Source organism: Herbaspirillum sp. SJZ099, assembly GCF_007828355.1.
Classification (GTDB): domain Bacteria; phylum Pseudomonadota; class Gammaproteobacteria; order Burkholderiales; family Burkholderiaceae_D; genus Herbaspirillum.
Map to the genome: position 1 here is coordinate 830,089 of NZ_VIUO01000001.1, position 17,085 is coordinate 847,173.

Genomic DNA, 17,085 nt, shown 5'->3' on the forward strand with positions numbered 1-17,085 from the left:
AGCGCCGCAGACGATGTCCGCAGCCAGCTACCTGTTCGTGCCGGCCAATCGTACCGATCGTTATGCCAAGGCGTTGGACAGCGGCGCCGACGCGGTGATCGTCGATCTGGAGGACGCCGTCGGACCGCAATTGAAGGATGAGGCGCGCGCCGCGCTGGCCGGATGGCTGCGGCACAACGGCGCGCAACCCAGGTTGTGGGTGCGCGTCAATGCCGCGGACACCGCCTGGCACGAAGCCGATGTGGCCGCTTTTGCCGGTATGGACATCGCCGGCATCGTGCTGCCCAAGGCGGAGCATCCGGCGGCCGTTGCCGCCATCGCCAGACGCTTGAAGGAGCACAGGCAGGGCGTGATCGCCCTGATCGAGACTGCGGCCGGCATCGCCGCCATGCGCGACATCGCGCGTACGGCCGGCGTGGCGCGGCTGGCCTTCGGCTCCATCGACCTGCAGGTGGACCTGGGCATGCAATGCGATGCCATCGAGAGCGAGCTGGCGCACTTGCGGGTGGAGATGGTGCTGGCCTCGCGTCTGGCCGGGATCGCGCCGCCCATCGATGGCGTGACCACCACGTTCGATGACATGCCGTTCCTGGCGGCCGCCGTGCAGCGCTCGCTGCGCCTGGGTTTCGGCGCCAAGCTGTGCATCCATCCCAGGCAAGTGGCGGCGGTCAACGCAGGCTTTCGCCCCACGGCAGGGGAACTGGCCTGGGCGAAGGCGGTGATGGCGGCCGTGGACAAGAGCGACGGCGGCGCCATTTCGCTGGACGGCAAGATGATCGACAAGCCGGTGATCCTGCAGGCGCAGCGCTTCCTGCAACGCGGCGGCGTCGTGTAACCTGAATGTTTCTTCCCAACAGCTAAGGAGCGAGACATGAAAATCCAGGCCGCCGTATTGCGCGAAATGACCGACGTCCACCCATTTGCGCAGAGCCAGCCGCTGAAGATAGAAGAGCTGGAACTGGATCCGCCCGGTCCGGGCGAGGTGTTGGTGAAGATGAAGGCCGCGGGCCTGTGCCATTCGGACCTGTCGGTGATTACCGGCGTGCGTCCGCGCCCGGTGCCGATGGCGCTGGGGCATGAGGCGTCGGCCGAGGTGGTGCAGGTGGGCAGCGGCGTGACCGACCTGCGCGCCGGCGACCCGGTGGTGCTGGTGTTCGTGCCCAGCTGCGGCCATTGCATGCCTTGCATGGAGGGCCGGCCGGCGCTGTGCGAACCGGGCGCCGCGACCAATACGCTGGGCGAACTGCTGTCGGGCCAGCGCCGCCTGCATCAGCAGGGTGGGCATGTGAACCATCACATGGGCGTGTCGGCCTTTGCCGACCATGCGGTGGTGTCGCGCCGTTCCTGCGTCAAGGTCGAGGCCGACATCGATCCGGTCGAGGCGGCGCTGTTCGGCTGCGCGGTGTTGACCGGCGTGGGCGCGGCGGTCAATACGGCCGAGGTCAAGGCCGGCACCAGCGCGGTGGTGCTGGGCCTGGGCGGCGTCGGCCTGTGCACGATGCTGGGGGCGCTGGCCTCCGGCGCGCGCGAGGTGATCGCGGTCGACCTGCACGACAGCAAGCTGGAAGTGGCGAAGTCGCTGGGCGCCACGGCCACCGTGAACGCGCGCGACCCGGATGCGGTGGAGAAGGTCAAGGCGCTCACCAAGGGTGGCGTCGATTACGCGTTCGAGATGGCCGGCTCGGTGCAGGCGATGGAAATGGCCTACCGCATGACGCGCCGCGGCGGCATGACGGTGACCGCCGGCCTGCCGCCGCCGGACGCGCGCTGGCCGCTGCAGCAGGTCAGCCTGGTGGCCGAGGAACGTACGGTCAAGGGCAGTTACATCGGTTCCTGCGTGCCGCTGCGCGACATCCCGCGCTACATCGGGCTGTACCAGGCCGGCCGCCTGCCGATCGACAAACTGATGGGCGAGCGCATGGCGCTGGCCGATATCAACCGCGGCTTCGACCGTTTGCACAGCGGCGAAGGATTGCGGGACCTGATCGTGTTTTAACGCCTCCGCGCGGAGGCATCACAAGGAGGAGACCCGGCATGACCAAAAAAACATTCAGCAGCACGAGAAGGGCGATCCAGGCCGCCATTGCCATGGCCGGCCTGGGCGCCCTGGCGCTGCACTCGCCATTTGCATACGCGCAGCAGCCCATCGTCATCAAGTTCAGCCACGTGGTGGCCAACGACACGCCCAAGGGCAAGGGCGCCGAGCGTTTCAAGGAACTGGCCGAGAAGGCCACCCACGGCCGCGTGAAGGTCGAGGTCTATCCGAACAGCACGCTGTACAAGGACAAGGAAGAGCTGGAAGCGTTGCAACTGGGCGCGGTGCAGATGCTGGCACCGTCGCTGGCCAAGTTCGGCCCGCTGGGCGTGAAGGAGTTCGAGGTGTTCGACCTGCCTTACATCTTCCCCAACCGCACGGTGCTGCAGCGCGTGACCGAAGGAGCGGTCGGCCAGGGGCTGTTCCAGAAGCTGGAAGGCAAGGGCATCAAGGGGCTGGCCTACTGGGACAACGGCATGAAGGTGATGACGGCCAACAAGCCCTTGCACAAGGTCTCGGACTTCCGTGGCTTGAAGATGCGCATCCAGTCCTCCAAGGTGCTGGACGAACAATTCCGCGCCCTGAAGGCCAATCCGCAGGTGCTGGCGTTCTCCGAGGTGTACCAGGCGATGCAGACCGGCGTGGTGGATGGCAGCGAGAACACGCCTTCGAACGTCTTCACGCAAAAAATGCATGAGGTGCAGACCAACCTGACGGTGTCCGACCACGGTTACATCGGCTATGCGGTGATCGTGAACAAGAAGTTCTGGGATTCGCTGCCGGCCGATGTCCGCACCCAGCTGGAAGGGGCGATGAAGGAGGCCACTGCCTATGCCAACACCATCGCGCAGAAGGAAAACGACGATGCGCTGGCCGCCATCAAGGCCTCCGGCAAGACCAAGGTCTATTACCTGAGCGATGAAGAAAAGGCCGAGTGGCGCAAGGCATTGATGACCGTGCACAAGAGCATGGCGTCGCGCGTCGGCAAGGACCTGATCGACGCCATCTACAAGGAAAGCGAAGCCGCTGGCGTGAAGATGAACTGACCGAACTGACGCCGGCTGCCTTGTTGCAAGAATCGGCCCGCAGCGATGCGGGCCGATTTTTTTTGCGGCGTGCCCAAGGCGCCTCAGGACTTCAGGGCATCCCGTACCGACGCGAGCCACAAGGCGGCGGCATGCGCGCCCGGATCCGGGTGGCCCAGCGCGCGCTGGCCGATATAGCTGGAGCGGCCGCGCCGCGGCACCATCGCTGCCGTGGCGCTGGCGCCTTCGGCGGCGGCGGTCGCGGCGGCGGCAACGGCGGCATGGGCATCGGCCGAGGATGACAGGGCAGAGCGCATCGCCTCGGCGGCCGGCAGCAATGCGTCGACCATGGTGCGGTCGCCGGCCCTGGCGCCGCCCAGTTCCATCACGCCGGCCACCGCTTCGCTGAAAGCGGCGGCCCAGCCTGCGGCATCGGCGCGGCCTTGCTGTTCCAGGCTGGCGGCGGCGCGCATGAGCATGATCGCGTACAACGGCCCCGAGGTGCCGCCGACCACGCGGCGCACGGTGGACGACATGGCGCGCAATACCGCGGCCGGATCCTGTTCCGACGGCCAGTCGCCGATCTCTTCGCGTATGCCTTGCGCGGCGCGCGCCATGCTGATGCCGAGGTCGCCGTCGCCGACCTTCTGGTCCATGTCGGTCAGCACGGGTTCGGCCTGTTCCAGGCAGGCGCAGACGGCATCGATCACGCGGCGCAGTTGGGCGTCGCGCGACAGGCGTTCGGTGTGGGCGGACGGCGGGGGGACGGGGGCGACGTGCATCGCGGCGTCGGCCGCGGCCGCCACGCGCCCACCGGTGGACGGCCAGGCCGGGGCTGGTGTTGCCGCATCCAGCAGCGCCAGGCGTTGCTCGTCCACGCGCAGCAGGGTCAAGGAAATGCCCGCCATCTCCAGCGCCGACAGGAAGGTGCCGGCCCAGGCGCGTTCGACCCGGATGCCGCGCTGCGCCAGCAGCTTCATTGCCGCGCCGGCGACGATGTCCAGTTCGCTGGCCGGCGTGCCGCCCAGGTTGTTGACCAGCAGGGCGACGCGATCGCCGTGCTCCAGCTTGAGGTCGTCGGCGATCTGCCGCAGCAGGCGCGCCACGGCTTCATCGGCCGATACCAGCATGCCGCGCTCGATGCCGGCTTCGCCGTGGATGCCCAGGCCCCATTCGATTTCGTTGTCGGCCAGCGTGAAGCCGAGCTTGCCTGCGGCAGGAACGGTGCAGGGCGTGAGCGCCACGCCCATGGTGCCCATCGCGGCGGCGGCTGCGCGCGCGGCTTGCGCCACCTCGGCCAGGGATGCCCCCGGGCGGCCGCGGCGCCGGCGATCTTGTGCACCAGCACGGTACCGGCCAAGCCACGTCGTCCGGCATGGTCGCCATGGGCCGACAGGGCGACATCGTCAGCCACCACCACCATCTCCACCGCGATCCCCTGGGCGCGCGCGATCTCGGCCGCGAGGCCGAAGTTGAGGCGGTCGCCGGTGTAGTTTTTCACGATCAACAGCACGCCGGCCGGGCCGGCGACGGCACGGATGGCATCCAGCACGGCGTCGGTGGAAGGCGAGGTGAATACTTCGCCGGCCACGGCCGCGCTGAGCATGCCGGCGCCAACGTAACCGCCGTGTGCCGGCTCATGGCCGGCGCCGCCACCCGAAATCAGCGCGACTTCGCCGCGTGCGGCAGCCTCGCGGGCGTCGGCGCGCAGCACGATGTTCTTGCCCTGCAAGAGCGACAGGTGAGGGTGCAGTGCGGCCAGGCCGGCCAGCATGTCGGGGACGACATGGGCGACGTCGTTGATGAGTTTCTTCATGTCTCGCTGGTCCTTGTTCTTTGTCGGTCTGATGGAAACCACGTGCGGTGGCTCCGGGAATTCTAGCCGATACGGCCGATCCTCAGGACGACAGCCCGGCGCTGCCGGCCAGCATGTCGCGCAGCGCCTGGGCCGTGCCGCCATCGGCCGGCAGGAAGGTTTCCACGGCGAGTTCGGAGAGCGTGATGTCTTGCGGCGTGCCGAAGACCATGGTGGTGCTGATGAGGGAGAGCTGGTTTCCCGGCGCGCCGGGCGCATGCAGGCGCAACGGCACGGCGATGGCGTCGCCGCCGTCATGTGCCGCAGCGGGCTGCGCGGCGCTGAAGCTGTTTTCGTCGGGATAGGCGGCCAGTTCTTCCAGCAAAGCCGAGAGGAAGGGATCCGCGGTCTGCGCGGCCTGGTGCGAGAGCCGGTGCAGCAGATGCGCACGCCATTGCCTGAGGTTGATGATGGCCGGCGCGACGCCGCGCGGATGCAGCGACAGGCGCAGAACGTTGACTTGCCCCTGCAGCAGTGCGCCGTCCACCCCTTGCAGCAGCGGCGCCAGCGCGCGGTTGGCCATGAGCATGTGCCAGTGGCCGTCCACCGCCAGCGCCGGATAGGGTTCATGCGCATGCAGGATGGCTTCGATGGCGCTGCGCGTCTGCTGCATGGCCTTATCGTCCAGCGGGCGCTCCCGGTAGCGCGGCGCATAGCCGGCCGCCAACAGCATGCTGTTGCGGTTGCGCAGCGGAATGTCGAGCTGTTGGGCCAGGCGCAGCAGCAGTTCGGCGCTGGGCTGCGAGCGCCCGGTTTCGATGAAGCTCAGGTGGCGGGCCGAGATGCCGGCATCGCAAGCCAGCTCCAGCTGGCTCAGGCGCCGTTGCTGGCGCCAGTGCCGCAGGTGGTCGCCAAGGGAGGCTGGAGAGGCTGGGGAGGAGGGAGCGCTCATGATGCTGCGCAGGATAGCGCAACGGCGTGCGTGCAGTCCATTACCTCGCAGGTAATCGACTGGCCGCGCGAAGGCGGCGATAGTTCACTCACCGTGACGAACGGGAGAAGTCCGAAGCAGCGCCGCGGCAATCGATCGAGTTTATTTATTTGCCCTTACCTCATTACCTTGAAGGAGAGCAGCATGAGCAACGCCAGCCAGAGCACCGTACAAACCAATGCCGCCATTCTCGCCCACAGCTATCTCGACACCTGGAACGCCAGCGATCCGCAGCAACGCAAGCTGCTGCTGGAGTCGGCATGGAGCGACGCGCCCAGTTACGTCGATCCGATGATGAGCGGCGCCGGCCGCGAGCAGATCGACGGGCTGATCGGGGCCGTGCAGAACCGTTTTCCGGGCTGGAAGTTCAGCCTGCTGGGCACGCCCGACCTGCACGGTTCCTACCTGCGTTTTTCGTGGTCGCTGGGGCCCGATGGCGCGGATGGCCCGGTCAAGGGCACCGATTTCGTGGTGCTGGAGGATGGCCGTATCAAGGACGTTACCGGTTTTCTCGACCAGATCCCGGAGCATGCCTGAACACGGTTGCCGTCAATCGATCATCAATCGACCATCAATCGATGACGTAAAAAGCCGGCGGCCCGGAGGCTGCCGGCTTTTGGGTTTTCCGCCTGTGCCGGCTCACAGGGCGCGCAGCATCAGATCCAGGTTCTGCACCGCCGCGCCCGAGGCGCCCTTGCCCAGGTTGTCGAACACCGCGCACAGCAGGATGTGGCCTTCCCCATCGTTGCCGAATACGCCCAGCGTCATGTCGTTGCTGTTGTTGTGCATGGTGGGGTCGAGGCGTTCGGCGGCGGCGCCTTGCCCGGCCGCCAGCACCTTGATGTGGCGTGCGCCTGCATAGTGGCGCTGCAGCGCCGCACGCAGTTGTTCCTGGCCGGCATGCGCGGGCAGCAGGCGCGCATGCAGGGCGATGGTCAGCACGATGCCCTGGCGGAAAGCGCCGTAGGACGGCACGAAGATCGGGCGCTGCGACAGGTCGGCGTGCAACTGCATTTCCGGCGGATGCTTGTGTTGCAAGGCCAGGCCGTACGTGACGAAGGGCGCCGCGTTGGCGGCGTCCGGACCTTCGTATTGTTCGACCTGGGCCCGGCCGCCGCCGGAATAGCCCGATACCGCGTGGATCGCCAGCGGATAGTCGGCCGGCACCAATCCGGCCTGCACCAGCGGGCGCAGCAGGGCGATGGCGCCGGTCGGGTAGCAGCCGGGGTTGGTCACGCGCAGCGCGGCGGCGATGCGTTCGGACTGGCCGGAGGCCATTTCCGGAAACCCATAGGTCCATTGGGGATCGGTGCGGTGCGCCGAGCTGGCGTCGATGACGCGTACCTTGGGGTTGTCGATCAGCGACACGGCTTCGCGCGCGGCGGCGTCCGGCAGGCACAGCAGGGCGATGTCGGCCGAGTTGATGGCCTCGGCGCGGCGCCGCGGGTCCTTGCGCTCGGCCGACGGCAAGCTCAGCAGGCGCAGGTCGGTGCGGCCGCGCAGGCGTTCATTGATTTGCAGGCCGGTGGTGCCCTGGTCGCCGTCGATGAAAATCAGCGGAAGCTTGCTCACGGTGGTTCTCCTGTCGGTGCGCCGGTACGGCGCGGTGAAATGGGGTCAGGCAGCTATCTTGCGATAAACCCTATAATTGGAAAAGTTGAATATTTAAAAGGGATGATTCAGGTTTTCTGAATGAGTACCGGAATCCGAGCCAATCCAACCTGTTTCCACCAGCCACCATGCGCGAACTCAATCTCGACCGCCTGCGTACCCTGGTCGCCATTGTCGACCTGGGTTCTTTTGCCGCTGCCGCGCGGGCCTTGCATCTGGCGCCGCCCACGGTAAGCCTGCATATCAGCGAACTGGAAAGCCGCATCGGCGCGACCTTGCTGCTGCGCCAGCGCGGCCGGGTCCGGCCCTCGGGCGTGGGCGAGACGCTGGTGGCCCGGGCGCGGCAATTGCTGGCCGATGCCGAGCAGGCCTTGGAGGAGGTCAAGCGCCAGGTGCAGGGGCTGGAGGGGCGGGTGCGACTGGGGGCGTCGACCGGCGCCATTGCCTACCTGTTGCCGCAGGCGCTGGAAATGGTGGGGCAAAGCCATCCCGGCATCGATGTGCAGGTCATGGTGCTGACATCGGAAGAGACCCTGGCGCGCCTGTCCGGCGGCACCCTCGATATCGGCCTGGTGGCGCTGCCGCAGGCGGCGGTGGACGGCTTGTCGGTCAAACCGTGGCGGCGCGATCCGGTGATGGCGTTTGTGCCGGCCGGCTGGAATGCGCCGCGCACGGTCACGCCGCAATGGCTGGCGGCGCAGCCGCTGATCCTCAATGCGCCCAATACGCGGCTGTCGCGCCTGACGGCGGAGTGGTTCGCGGCCGCGGGCGAACATCCGGCGGCGCGCATCCAGCTCAATTTCAACGATGCGGTGAAAAGCCTGGTGGCGGCAGGTTATGGCGCTACCTTGCTGCCGCATGAGGTAGGACAGCGGGGCCAGCAGCAAACGGACGTGCCGCCGGCCGACCCGCGCATTGCCATGCGGCCGCTCAAGCCGAAACTGTGGCGGCCGCTGGGGATTGCGCACCGGACCGGTCAACCGGAGCCGGCCACGCAGTACATGCTGGATGCCTTATGGGCGCTCAGGCAGGCTTGAGCGAAGGGGCGACGCAGGGAGGGGGCGGAAGGGCGGTTTCTCAGCTTTCGGCGCCGCCTTCGAACTGTTTTCCATATTCGGCGCGGCGCGCCTGGTCCGATTCGATCAGCAACTGGTAGCGGGTTTCGGAGACGCGCTGCTGCAGTACGGCGGCATAGCGCTCGCGCTGCAGCCATTCGATGATGATGGAGGCGGTCATGACGATCACGGTGTAGACGATGATCATGAAGATGTCCTTGTCGTTGATGCCGTCGATCATGTAGAACGGCTTGCGGAAGAAGAACATCGCGGTGGGAATGCTGACCGCCAGCAGCCCCAATGCATAGAGGTAACCGGCCAGGTAGCTGATGACGATGCAATTGACCGCGAAAAACAACATCGACAGCGCCTCGTCGACGAACGGGGCCAGCGCGTAACGCAGGCCGAAGGCCACGATGAACCCGACCACGCTCATGTAGAGCGGCCGCAACCCCTGCGGGCGCCAGCTTTTTGCATTTTTGAGTTTGATCAGGCTCATGACGGCTCTGGAGTGGGTGCGGGTCGGATCCATCTTCTCTTGCATTGCAGCACGGTGCAATGGCCTCATGTTAAGAAACTTGTCTGTCGAAGAACTTACGGCAGCCTTTTTTCATGCGGCCGATGTCGTATTCAGGGGCGCCGGCCTACTGGCGGCGGTCTTTCAGCGGCGAGGAGTGCGCCAGGTACTTGCGCGACAGTTCATTGCCGTGCAGGTCGATGCCGCGCTTGATGAACATCACCGTTTCGTTGGTGACGATCTCGCGCTCGTTGTCGACGGTGATGATGTGGTAGCAGTCGCCCAGCCAGATCACCTTGCGTACTTCCGAGGAAATGGCTTGCAGGATGATTTCCGCATTCTTCGGGGAGGCGGTTTCGTCGTCGATCGAGTGGATGATGAGCGTGTTGGCGCGCACCAGCGGCAGCGACGCGCGCACATACGCCATCATCCGTTGCGCCGCGCGCAGGTGGCGCGCCGGTATCGACGCCGCGCCGACCGCCGCCACGCCGTCCTTTTCGAGGGCGTTGGCCACGCGCCGGCGCATGTCGAAATTCTTGATGCCGTAGGGTTCGCTTTCCTTGTACGACCAGTTGCGGATGCCGGCGTCGTAGACCAGCCTCAGCAGCTTCTGGTACCACGGCACCGACCAGCCGTCGTATTGCAGCACCGGCGACAGGAGCACCACGCTCAGCAGCTCGTTGCTGCGGGAGGCGACCGCCAGCGCCAGCGTCGCGCCCATGCTGAGGCCGCAGACGGAAACCGTCTTGAACTCTTCCCGCAGGCGCGCCACCTTGCTTTCGACGGCGGCGCACCAGTCTTCCCAATTGGGCGAGACGCGCGGATCGGTGAGCGAGGCGGAATAGTTGTCGATGGTCATCGGGATGACGGCGCAACCGGCCTTCTTCAATTGCTTGGGGATCGAGCCCAGCTCGAGCAGGGAGCCGCACAAGCCGTGCAGCAGGATGACGGCATGTTCCTTGTGCGGACCGCCGTGGCGTTCTTCAGCCTGCGACGAGCCGGTGACGGCTGCCGTGATGTCAGTGGATGACGGTAAGTCCATAAATCATTATTCGCCCGCATTCAAGCCGGCAATCTTTCTGGCGAACCATTCGCCCCCGAGCATGCAGGATGGCGCGGCTGCCTGGCGCGCGCTCTGTGTTTCCCGGATGCATTTCCGATGGTCGCCCGTGGCGCGGGCGGGCTTTTTTGCAAAAGTCTAACCGTCCGGGCTGAATGTTGCCAGCGTTAATCGTTCCGATGCGTCCATGCGGGCGGGGGAGTTTCAATGGATGGGAGTCGGGCGATGCCATCCGCTTCTAACGCAACACCACCCTCCTTGGTTTACATGCGCCGCCTTGCCGCCATGAAATCGACCGCCGGCAAGGGGAAATCCCGCCCAATGAAAAAAGCCCTTCGATTTGCATCGAAGGGCCGGGCAGAGGGCTTGCCTGTCGTTTTTGCTGGCTGGTTAGCCGCGGCCTTCCAGATGGCCGTTGACGACGCGCACCTGGTCGCCGGGGCGCCAGTTGTCGGCGGTTTGCGGGAAGCTGCGGGTCTTGCCATTTTCCATCCGCACGTCGACCACATAGCTGGTGGTGATGCGGGCATGTTTTTCCACTTCGTTGCCGGCATAGCCGCCGCCTACCGCGCCAGCCACCGTGGCCAGCGTACGGCCGGTGCCGCCGCCGATCTGGTTGCCCAGCAGGCCGCCGACGATGGCGCCGCCGGCAATGCCTACGCCGCTGGTGCTGGGGGTGTGCTGTATCGCGCGCACGGCGACCACTTCGCCGCAGCTATTGCAGATGGCAGCCGGGGCTGCCTGGCTGGGCGCGCCGGCCATTGCGGCTTGCCTGACCGGAGCCCGTTGGGGCGGCACGGGTTGCTGGACATTGGACTGCGGCTGGTTGGCCTGCTGTTCCATGGCCGTCGCTTGTTGCGGCGAGTTGGCGCTGTTCGAGCTCGGCAGCAAGCCGGTGATGGCGGCGACGCCGACCAGGCTGGCCAGGATGACGGCAACGGCCGCGCCGGCGACCAGCGGGTGCAGACGGTTCGAAGACGATTGCTTGGCTACGGTAGTGTCCATGATGGCCTCTCCATTTATTGTGTTGATGTGATGGTGATTATGGCGAGGTATGTCGTCGAAAAAAATCGGGATAGTGTGTCAGTTGTAAAAACTTGTAATGGCAGGGAGGGGGAAACCGGCCGCTTGCCGGCTGGGCAGCAGAGAAGGCGCGCAGGGCACGGTTGGAGGGGGATGGATGTTGTCGCCGCGGCAATGTTGCGTCGGCGGGACAGGGACGGCGCCCGCACCCCGGAGCCGGGGTGCGGGAAAGCGCGCGGGAGAGCGGGATTCAGTCTTCGCGGCGCAGGTGCGGGAACAGGATCACGTCGCGGATGTTGGGCGAATCGGTGATCAGCATCATCAGGCGGTCGATGCCGATGCCGCAGCCGCCGGCCGGCGGCATGCCGTATTCCAGCGCGCGGATGTAGTCGGCGTCGTAGTACATCGCCTCCTCGTCGCCGGCGTCCTTGGCGGCCACTTGCGCCTGGAAGCGCGCGGCCTGGTCTTCGGCGTCGTTGAGCTCGGAGAAGCCGTTGGCGATCTCGCGGCCGGTGATGAACAGCTCGAAGCGCTCGGTAATGCCCGGCACGGTATCGGAGGCGCGCGCCAGCGGCGAGACTTCAACCGGGTAGTCGATGATGTAGGTCGGGTTCCACAACTGCGATTCGGCGGTCTCTTCGAACAGCGCCAGCTGCAGCGCGCCGATGCCGGCGCCGGCCAGCGGCGCCTGGTCGGTCTTGACGCCGAACTTCTTCAGTTCGGTGCGCAGGAACGCGATATCGGCCAGTTGCGCCTCGGTGTATTGCGGCGCGTACTTGACGATGGCGCCGGTGATGGTCAGGCGGTCGAACGGCTTGGACAGGTCCAGCTCGCGGCCCTGGTAGGTCAGGGTGGCGGTGCCGTGGGCATCGATCGCGGCCTGGCGGATCACCTGTTCGGTGAAGCCCATCAGCCACTGGTAATCCACGTAGGCGGCATAGAACTCCATCATCGTGAATTCCGGATTGTGGCGCGGCGAGACGCCTTCATTGCGGAAGTTGCGGTTGATTTCGAACACGCGCTCGAAGCCGCCCACCACCAGGCGCTTGAGGTACAGCTCGGGGGCGATGCGCATGAACATCTGCATGTCCAGCGCGTTGTGGTGGGTGATGAAGGGCTTGGCCGCGGCGCCGCCCGGGATCGGGTGCAGCATCGGGGTTTCCACTTCCATGAAGCCGTTGGTCTCCATGAAGCGGCGGATCGACGACATGGCCGCGGTGCGCGCCTTGAAGGTGCGGCGGGTTTCCTCGCTCATGATCAGGTCGACGTAGCGCTGGCGGTACTTCATTTCCTGGTCGGCCAGGCCGTGGAACTTGTCCGGCAGCGGGCGCAGCGACTTGGTGATCAGCTTGAGGCGGGTCACCTTGACCGACAGCTCGCCGGTCTTGGTCTTGAACAGCGTGCCTTCGGCGCCCAGGATGTCGCCCAGGTCGTAATGCTTGAAGGCGGCCATGGCTTCGTCGCCGGTCACGTCCTTGGTCACGTAAAGCTGGATGCGGCCGTCGGCGCGCTCGCCCGAGGCGTCCTGCAGGGTGGCGAAGGCGGCCTTGCCCATGACCCGCTTCAACATCATGCGCCCGGCCACCGAGACGTTCACCGGGTTGGCTTCCAGCGCTTCGTTCTCAAGCCCGTCGTATTTGGCGTGCAGCTCGGAAGCCTTGTCGGCCGGGCGGAAGTCGTTGGGGAAGGCGATGCCCTGTTCGCGGATGGCGGCCAGCTTGGCGCGGCGCTCGGCGATGATGCTGTTCTCGTCGGCGGCAGGTGCCGGCTGGGCGGCGTTGTTGTTTTGCGTGGTCATGGTTGGAATCTTGAATGTTGAACGGTCGGTCGGAGGCGGCGGCGCCGTGGAGCCGGGGCTCCGCGGCGCGCGCCGTCAGACGCCCTGTTTCAGCGAAGCGGCGATGAAGTCGTCGAGGTCGCCGTCGAGCACCGCCTTGGTGTTGCCGGTTTCATGGTTGGTGCGCAGGTCCTTGATGCGGGACTGGTCCAGCACGTAGGAGCGGATCTGGTGGCCCCAACCGACGTCGGTCTTGGAGTCTTCCAGCTTCTGCTGCTCGCTCATGCGCTTGCGCAGTTCCAGCTCGAACAGCTTGGACTTGAGCATTTCCCACGCTTCGGCGCGGTTGCGGTGCTGGCTGCGGTCGTTCTGGCATTGCACGACGATGCCGGACGGCGCGTGCGTCAGGCGCACCGCGGAGTCGGTCTTGTTGATGTGCTGGCCGCCGGCGCCGGAGGCGCGGTAGGTATCCACGCGCACGTCGGCCGGGTTGATCTCGATGTCGAAGGATTCGTCCACTTCCGGGTAGACGAACAGGCTCGAGAACGAGGTATGGCGGCCGTTGCTCGAGTCGAACGGCGACTTGCGCACCAGGCGGTGCACGCCGGTCTCGGTGCGCAGGAAGCCGTAGGCGTAGTCGCCTTCGACCTTGATGGTGGCGGTCTTGATGCCGGCCACTTCGCCGTCGGACTGTTCCAGGATCTCGGCCTTGAAGCCCTTGCGCTCGCAATAGCGCAGGTACTGGCGCAGCAGCATCGACGCCCAGTCCTGCGCCTCGGTGCCGCCGGCGCCGGCCTGGATGTCGATGAAGCAGTTGTTGGCATCCATCTGGCCGCTGAACATGCGGCGGAATTCCATTTCTTCCACCAGCTTCTTCAGGCCTTCGGCATCGCTTTCGATGGAGGCGATGGTGTCTTCATCCTTTTCCTCGCGCGCCATCTCGAAGAGATCCTTGGCGTCGCCGAGGTCGGCGTCGATCTTGATGAGGGTGTGGACAATCGCTTCCAGCGATTTCTTTTCCTTGCCGAGGTCCTGCGCCCGCTTCTGGTCGTTCCAGACGTTCGGGTCTTCCAGTTCGGCGTTGACTTGTTCGAGTTTCTCCGACTTCACATCGAAGTCAAAGATACCTCCGTAGCTCGGTGGCGCGGGTGGCCAGGTCGTCGAGCAGGGATTGGAGGGAATTGAGGCGTTCTGCTTCCATGATGGTTTCTTTTGCGATCAAACCGCACATTATACAAGAGGAGCGCGCCAATTCGGCTGCCGCCCCGTCACAAGCCTGTCATTTTCGGCCGCTACCATCGCAGCGCTTGCATGACTGACAAAACACTGACGCCGCCTCGGGCGCAATGCGCCGCGGGTCCCTTAAGTTGATACGTTGATACGGAGAAACATCAATGAGACAGCCTGAGCAACACGCCATCCAATCCGACGCCCCAGACGGCATCCCGCAGGCAGGCCGCCGCGGCCTGCTCAAGGCGTTGGCCGCCGCGCCGCTGCTGCCGCTGGCCGGCGGCGCCGCCGCCATGTTATCGGCCTGCGCCACGCCGGGCGCGGGCAAGCCTTTCGTGTCGGCCCGTTTCACCGGCATGCCGGCGCCGACCCTGGCCGATCCGGCGGCGATGGCCAGCACCACCGTGGGCTCGGCGCTGGAGGTGGCGTTCGCCGACGGCAGCAAGCAGACCTACCAGCTGGCCTACCAGCCTTTCTTCATGACCGGCGACATGGTGCCGGACGGCCGTGGCGGCGCCATCCTGGCCGGCGGTTATGTCGATATCAACAACAATCCGATCATCGACCGCTCGGTGCCGGGCAAGGAGCGCCAGTTCTTCTCGGACTGCCCGGACGGCTCGTCGCTGCTGACCGTCAAGGGCGCCAGCGTGCCCGGCGTGAAGGGCAATACGGTGTTCGCCGTGGTGCAGTTCGAATACACCACGCGCGACCAGAAGCAGGCCGCGATGTACGGCCAGTTGCCATCGCCGATCGCGGTGCTGACGCTGGACCAGGACCCGTCCTCGGGCAAGCTGTCGCTGGTCAGGTACCACAATGTCGACACTTCGCAGGTCAACGGCCTGTGGATCACCTGCGGCGCCAGCCTGTCGCCGTGGAACACCCACCTCTCCAGCGAAGAGTACGAGCCGGACGCCGCGGCCATCGCTTCCAACCCGCAATTCAAGGCCTTCAGCAAGAACCTGTACGGCGACGAAACCCGCGCCAATCCCTACCACTACGGCCACTTGCCCGAAGTCACGGTACATGCCGACGGCACCGGTTCGATCAAAAAGCATTATTGCCTGGGCCGCATCTCGCACGAACTGGTGCAGGTCATGCCCGACCGGCGCACCGTGCTGATGGGCGACGACGCCACCAATGGCGGCCTGTTCATGTTCATCGCCGAGCGCGCGGCCGACCTGTCGGCGGGTACCCTGTATGTGGCGCGCTGGAACCAGGTCTCGGGCGTCGGCCCGGGGGCCGGCAAGCTGTCGTGGGTCAAGCTGGGCAGCGCCACCAGTGATGAAATCAAGGCCATGGCCGAGCGCTACAAGGCCGCCGACATCATGGATATCCGCACCAGCGATCCTTCGGATGCCTCGTTCACGAAGATTCCGTTCGGAGGCAAGACCAACTGGATACGCCTCAAGCCGGGCATGGAAAAGGCCGCGGCCTTCCTCGAAACCCACCGCTACGCCGCGCTGGCCGGCGGCAGCCTGGGTTTCACCAAGATGGAAGGCACCACCGTCAACGCGCGCGACAAGATCGCCTATTCGGCCATGTCCTATGTGCAGACCTCGATGCTGGACGGCTCAGGCCATATCAAGGTGCAAGGCCCCAAGGCCGGCGCCGTGTATGCCTTGAACCTGCGTAGCGGCCAGCGCGACGCGGCGGGCCATGCTATCGCCAGCGAATGGGTGCCGGTCGACATGGCGCCTCCGGCTGAACTGGTGGGCGTGGACCTGAAGACGCCGGACGCGCTGGGCAACCTGGCAGCGCAAGACAGCATCGCCAACCCGGACAACATCAAGTTCTCGGAAAAGCTGCGCACGCTGTTCATCGGCGAAGACAGCGGCATGCACGTCAACAACTTCCTGTGGGCCTACAACGTCGATACCAAGGCATTGACGCGCGTGCTGTCCTGCCCGGCGGGGGCCGAGTCGACCGGCTTGCAAGCGGTCGACGAGATCAATGGCTGGACCTATGTGATGAGCAATTTCCAGCACGCAGGCGACTGGGAGAAGGGCTTGCACGACAAGGTCAAGGCCACGCTCGATCCGCTGGTGCGCGCCAACTACAAGGACCGTTTCGGCGCCACGGTGGGCTACCTGACCGGCGTGCCGCTGGGGTGATATCCCATCCGGTTGCGCCGTGGCAGGGCGCAACCTGAAATCGTCATTCGGGCAGTGAACGCAATCTGCTAGGATCAGTCCTATCAGCTTGCTTTCACTTGCCTGCCGATGACAATAACCGGAACGCGCCTCCTGCCGATCACGCTGCTGTGCACCGCCTTGCTGGCCGGCTGCGCCAGTTCCCCGGCGCCGCACGGGCAGGTCAAGGGCGCGGACGCCAGTTCGCGCGAGATGGGGCAGTCCGACACCAACCGGATGTCTACGCTGGCCATGCGCGCCAACCTCGACGGGCTCTACCTGCTGATGGACAAGCTCTATCGGCGTAACCCGGGGGAATGGAAAAAGACCGCCGCCAGCCGCGAAGAGGCGCTCGCCAAGGTAAGGGATGCTGTGGAGAAGCGCCAGCCCTGGCCCGAGTTGCAGGGCAAGCGCGATATCGCCGCCATGGCGCTGGCGCTGAGCACGGACTTCAAGGGCGACCGGGTGGCCGCCTTCATTTACGCTACCGCCGACATGCTCATTGTCGCGCACGGCAACAAGATCGAATTTTTCCTCATCGACGGGCTGGACGCCCAGCACCTGTACAACGCCGCGCGCAATGTCGAAATTGGCGCCTGGATCCTGGCCAGCCGCCGCAATGCGGCAGGCGGCCCGCTGCTACTGTCCGACGAGATCAGCGCCGACATGCGCAACCTCAGTTTCGAACGGGAGTTCGGCAAGATCGTCGGACGCCTCGACCTGCTCGCCACCTTCATCACCGAGAAATATCGCCGCGCCGGGATCAGCTATGTGAAGAACCTGCTGGGCGGTTCGTTCCTGCAGTTCCTGCCGGTACGCTGATCCGGCGGGCATGCT

14 protein-coding genes and 1 pseudogene are annotated in these 17,085 nt (G+C 65.6%); 7 read left to right on the forward strand and 8 right to left on the reverse strand.

Translation table 11 applies throughout. The features are described from left to right. Positions 1 to 13 precede the first annotated feature (13 nt). From FB597_RS03555 to FB597_RS03565, 3 genes are all read left to right on the forward strand, one after another. Positions 14 to 835 carry a CoA ester lyase gene (locus FB597_RS03555; RefSeq protein ID WP_144768080.1) on the forward strand — a complete coding sequence of 274 codons (822 nt, stop codon included), beginning with the start codon at positions 14 to 16 and terminating at the stop codon, positions 833 to 835. Positions 836 to 871: 36 nt separating this feature from the next. Next, the gene (locus tag FB597_RS03560; RefSeq protein ID WP_141916403.1) at positions 872 to 1,996 is read left to right on the forward strand and encodes a zinc-dependent alcohol dehydrogenase family protein; all 1,125 of its coding nucleotides are present in this window, start codon (positions 872 to 874) and stop codon (positions 1,994 to 1,996) included. A gap of 92 nt (positions 1,997 to 2,088) precedes the next feature. Further along, a complete protein-coding gene (locus tag FB597_RS03565) occupies positions 2,089 to 3,081 on the forward strand; it encodes a TRAP transporter substrate-binding protein (RefSeq protein WP_141917046.1) in 993 nt (330 codons plus the stop codon). 83 nt (positions 3,082 to 3,164) lie between these two features. Here the strand turns inward: FB597_RS03565 and dhaL are convergent. Both dhaL and FB597_RS03575 read right to left on the reverse strand, forming a co-directional pair. After that, positions 3,165 to 4,876: pseudogene (dhaL, locus tag FB597_RS03570) on the reverse strand (dihydroxyacetone kinase subunit DhaL). 82 nt (positions 4,877 to 4,958) lie between these two features. Next, the gene (locus tag FB597_RS03575) at positions 4,959 to 5,807 is read right to left on the reverse strand and encodes a helix-turn-helix domain-containing protein (protein ID WP_144768082.1); all 849 of its coding nucleotides are present in this window, start codon (positions 5,805 to 5,807) and stop codon (positions 4,959 to 4,961) included. A 183-nt stretch (positions 5,808 to 5,990) separates the two neighbouring features. Here FB597_RS03575 and FB597_RS03580 point away from each other — a divergent pair, with 183 nt between their 5' ends. Continuing rightward, positions 5,991 to 6,383 (forward strand): nuclear transport factor 2 family protein, encoded by a 393-nt coding sequence (locus tag FB597_RS03580; protein WP_141916412.1) that lies wholly within the window; start codon positions 5,991 to 5,993, stop codon positions 6,381 to 6,383. Between the two features lie 102 nt (positions 6,384 to 6,485). Here the strand turns inward: FB597_RS03580 and argC are convergent, their stop codons facing one another. Next, positions 6,486 to 7,418: an N-acetyl-gamma-glutamyl-phosphate reductase gene (gene argC / locus FB597_RS03585; protein WP_144768084.1), complete on the reverse strand. Its 933-nt coding sequence runs from the start codon at positions 7,416 to 7,418 to the stop codon at positions 6,486 to 6,488. Positions 7,419 to 7,585: 167 nt separating this feature from the next. Here argC and FB597_RS03590 point away from each other — a divergent pair, with 167 nt between their 5' ends. Further along, the gene (locus tag FB597_RS03590; RefSeq protein ID WP_144768086.1) at positions 7,586 to 8,494 is read left to right on the forward strand and encodes a LysR family transcriptional regulator; all 909 of its coding nucleotides are present in this window, start codon (positions 7,586 to 7,588) and stop codon (positions 8,492 to 8,494) included. Positions 8,495 to 8,534: 40 nt separating this feature from the next. Here FB597_RS03590 and FB597_RS03595 read toward each other — a convergent pair whose 3' ends face one another. From FB597_RS03595 to prfB, 5 genes are all read right to left on the reverse strand, one after another. Further along, positions 8,535 to 9,011, reverse strand: a complete 477-nt coding sequence (locus tag FB597_RS03595; protein WP_183405881.1) for a DUF4118 domain-containing protein — start codon at positions 9,009 to 9,011, stop codon at positions 8,535 to 8,537. A gap of 145 nt (positions 9,012 to 9,156) precedes the next feature. Continuing rightward, positions 9,157 to 10,071 (reverse strand): carboxylesterase, encoded by a 915-nt coding sequence (locus FB597_RS03600; RefSeq protein WP_144768088.1) that lies wholly within the window; start codon positions 10,069 to 10,071, stop codon positions 9,157 to 9,159. A 408-nt stretch (positions 10,072 to 10,479) separates the two neighbouring features. Then, positions 10,480 to 11,094 (reverse strand): glycine zipper 2TM domain-containing protein, encoded by a 615-nt coding sequence (locus FB597_RS03605; RefSeq protein WP_144768090.1) that lies wholly within the window; start codon positions 11,092 to 11,094, stop codon positions 10,480 to 10,482. Positions 11,095 to 11,362: 268 nt separating this feature from the next. Further along, positions 11,363 to 12,910: a lysine--tRNA ligase gene (gene lysS, locus FB597_RS03610; protein ID WP_144768092.1), complete on the reverse strand. Its 1,548-nt coding sequence runs from the start codon at positions 12,908 to 12,910 to the stop codon at positions 11,363 to 11,365. Between the two features lie 75 nt (positions 12,911 to 12,985). Next, a protein-coding gene (prfB, locus tag FB597_RS03615) for a peptide chain release factor 2 (RefSeq protein WP_141916427.1) occupies positions 12,986 to 14,090 on the reverse strand; the annotation gives its coding sequence in 2 pieces (ribosomal slippage) (positions 12,986 to 14,008 and positions 14,010 to 14,090; 1,104 coding nt in all). 193 nt (positions 14,091 to 14,283) lie between these two features. On the opposite strand from prfB, the gene FB597_RS03620 reads away from it, so the two are divergent. Together FB597_RS03620 and FB597_RS03625 are read left to right on the forward strand one after the other, a co-directional pair. Then, a complete protein-coding gene (locus FB597_RS03620; protein ID WP_144768094.1) occupies positions 14,284 to 16,230 on the forward strand; it encodes a PhoX family phosphatase in 1,947 nt (648 codons plus the stop codon). Between the two features lie 108 nt (positions 16,231 to 16,338). Next, positions 16,339 to 17,070, forward strand: a complete 732-nt coding sequence (locus tag FB597_RS03625; protein WP_144768096.1) for a hypothetical protein — start codon at positions 16,339 to 16,341, stop codon at positions 17,068 to 17,070. The last annotated feature ends 15 nt before the right edge of the window (positions 17,071 to 17,085 follow it).

What these genes read in the sequence shown, in the direction of transcription:
- FB597_RS03555 (WP_144768080.1), top strand. Translation starts at nt 14, where the DNA reads ATGTCCGCAGCCAGCTACCTGTTCGTGCCGGCCAATCGTACCGATCGT.
- FB597_RS03560 (WP_141916403.1), top strand. Translation starts at nt 872, where the DNA reads ATGAAAATCCAGGCCGCCGTATTGCGCGAAATGACCGACGTCCACCCA.
- FB597_RS03565 (WP_141917046.1), top strand. Translation starts at nt 2,089, where the DNA reads ATGGCCGGCCTGGGCGCCCTGGCGCTGCACTCGCCATTTGCATACGCG.
- FB597_RS03575 (WP_144768082.1), bottom strand. Translation starts at nt 5,807, where the DNA reads ATGAGCGCTCCCTCCTCCCCAGCCTCTCCAGCCTCCCTTGGCGACCAC.
- FB597_RS03580 (WP_141916412.1), top strand. Translation starts at nt 5,991, where the DNA reads ATGAGCAACGCCAGCCAGAGCACCGTACAAACCAATGCCGCCATTCTC.
- FB597_RS03590 (WP_144768086.1), top strand. Translation starts at nt 7,586, where the DNA reads ATGCGCGAACTCAATCTCGACCGCCTGCGTACCCTGGTCGCCATTGTC.
- FB597_RS03595 (WP_183405881.1), bottom strand. Translation starts at nt 9,011, where the DNA reads ATGAGCCTGATCAAACTCAAAAATGCAAAAAGCTGGCGCCCGCAGGGG.
- FB597_RS03600 (WP_144768088.1), bottom strand. Translation starts at nt 10,071, where the DNA reads ATGGACTTACCGTCATCCACTGACATCACGGCAGCCGTCACCGGCTCG.
- FB597_RS03605 (WP_144768090.1), bottom strand. Translation starts at nt 11,094, where the DNA reads ATGGACACTACCGTAGCCAAGCAATCGTCTTCGAACCGTCTGCACCCG.
- lysS (WP_144768092.1), bottom strand. Translation starts at nt 12,910, where the DNA reads ATGACCACGCAAAACAACAACGCCGCCCAGCCGGCACCTGCCGCCGAC.
- FB597_RS03620 (WP_144768094.1), top strand. Translation starts at nt 14,284, where the DNA reads ATGAGACAGCCTGAGCAACACGCCATCCAATCCGACGCCCCAGACGGC.
- FB597_RS03625 (WP_144768096.1), top strand. Translation starts at nt 16,339, where the DNA reads ATGACAATAACCGGAACGCGCCTCCTGCCGATCACGCTGCTGTGCACC.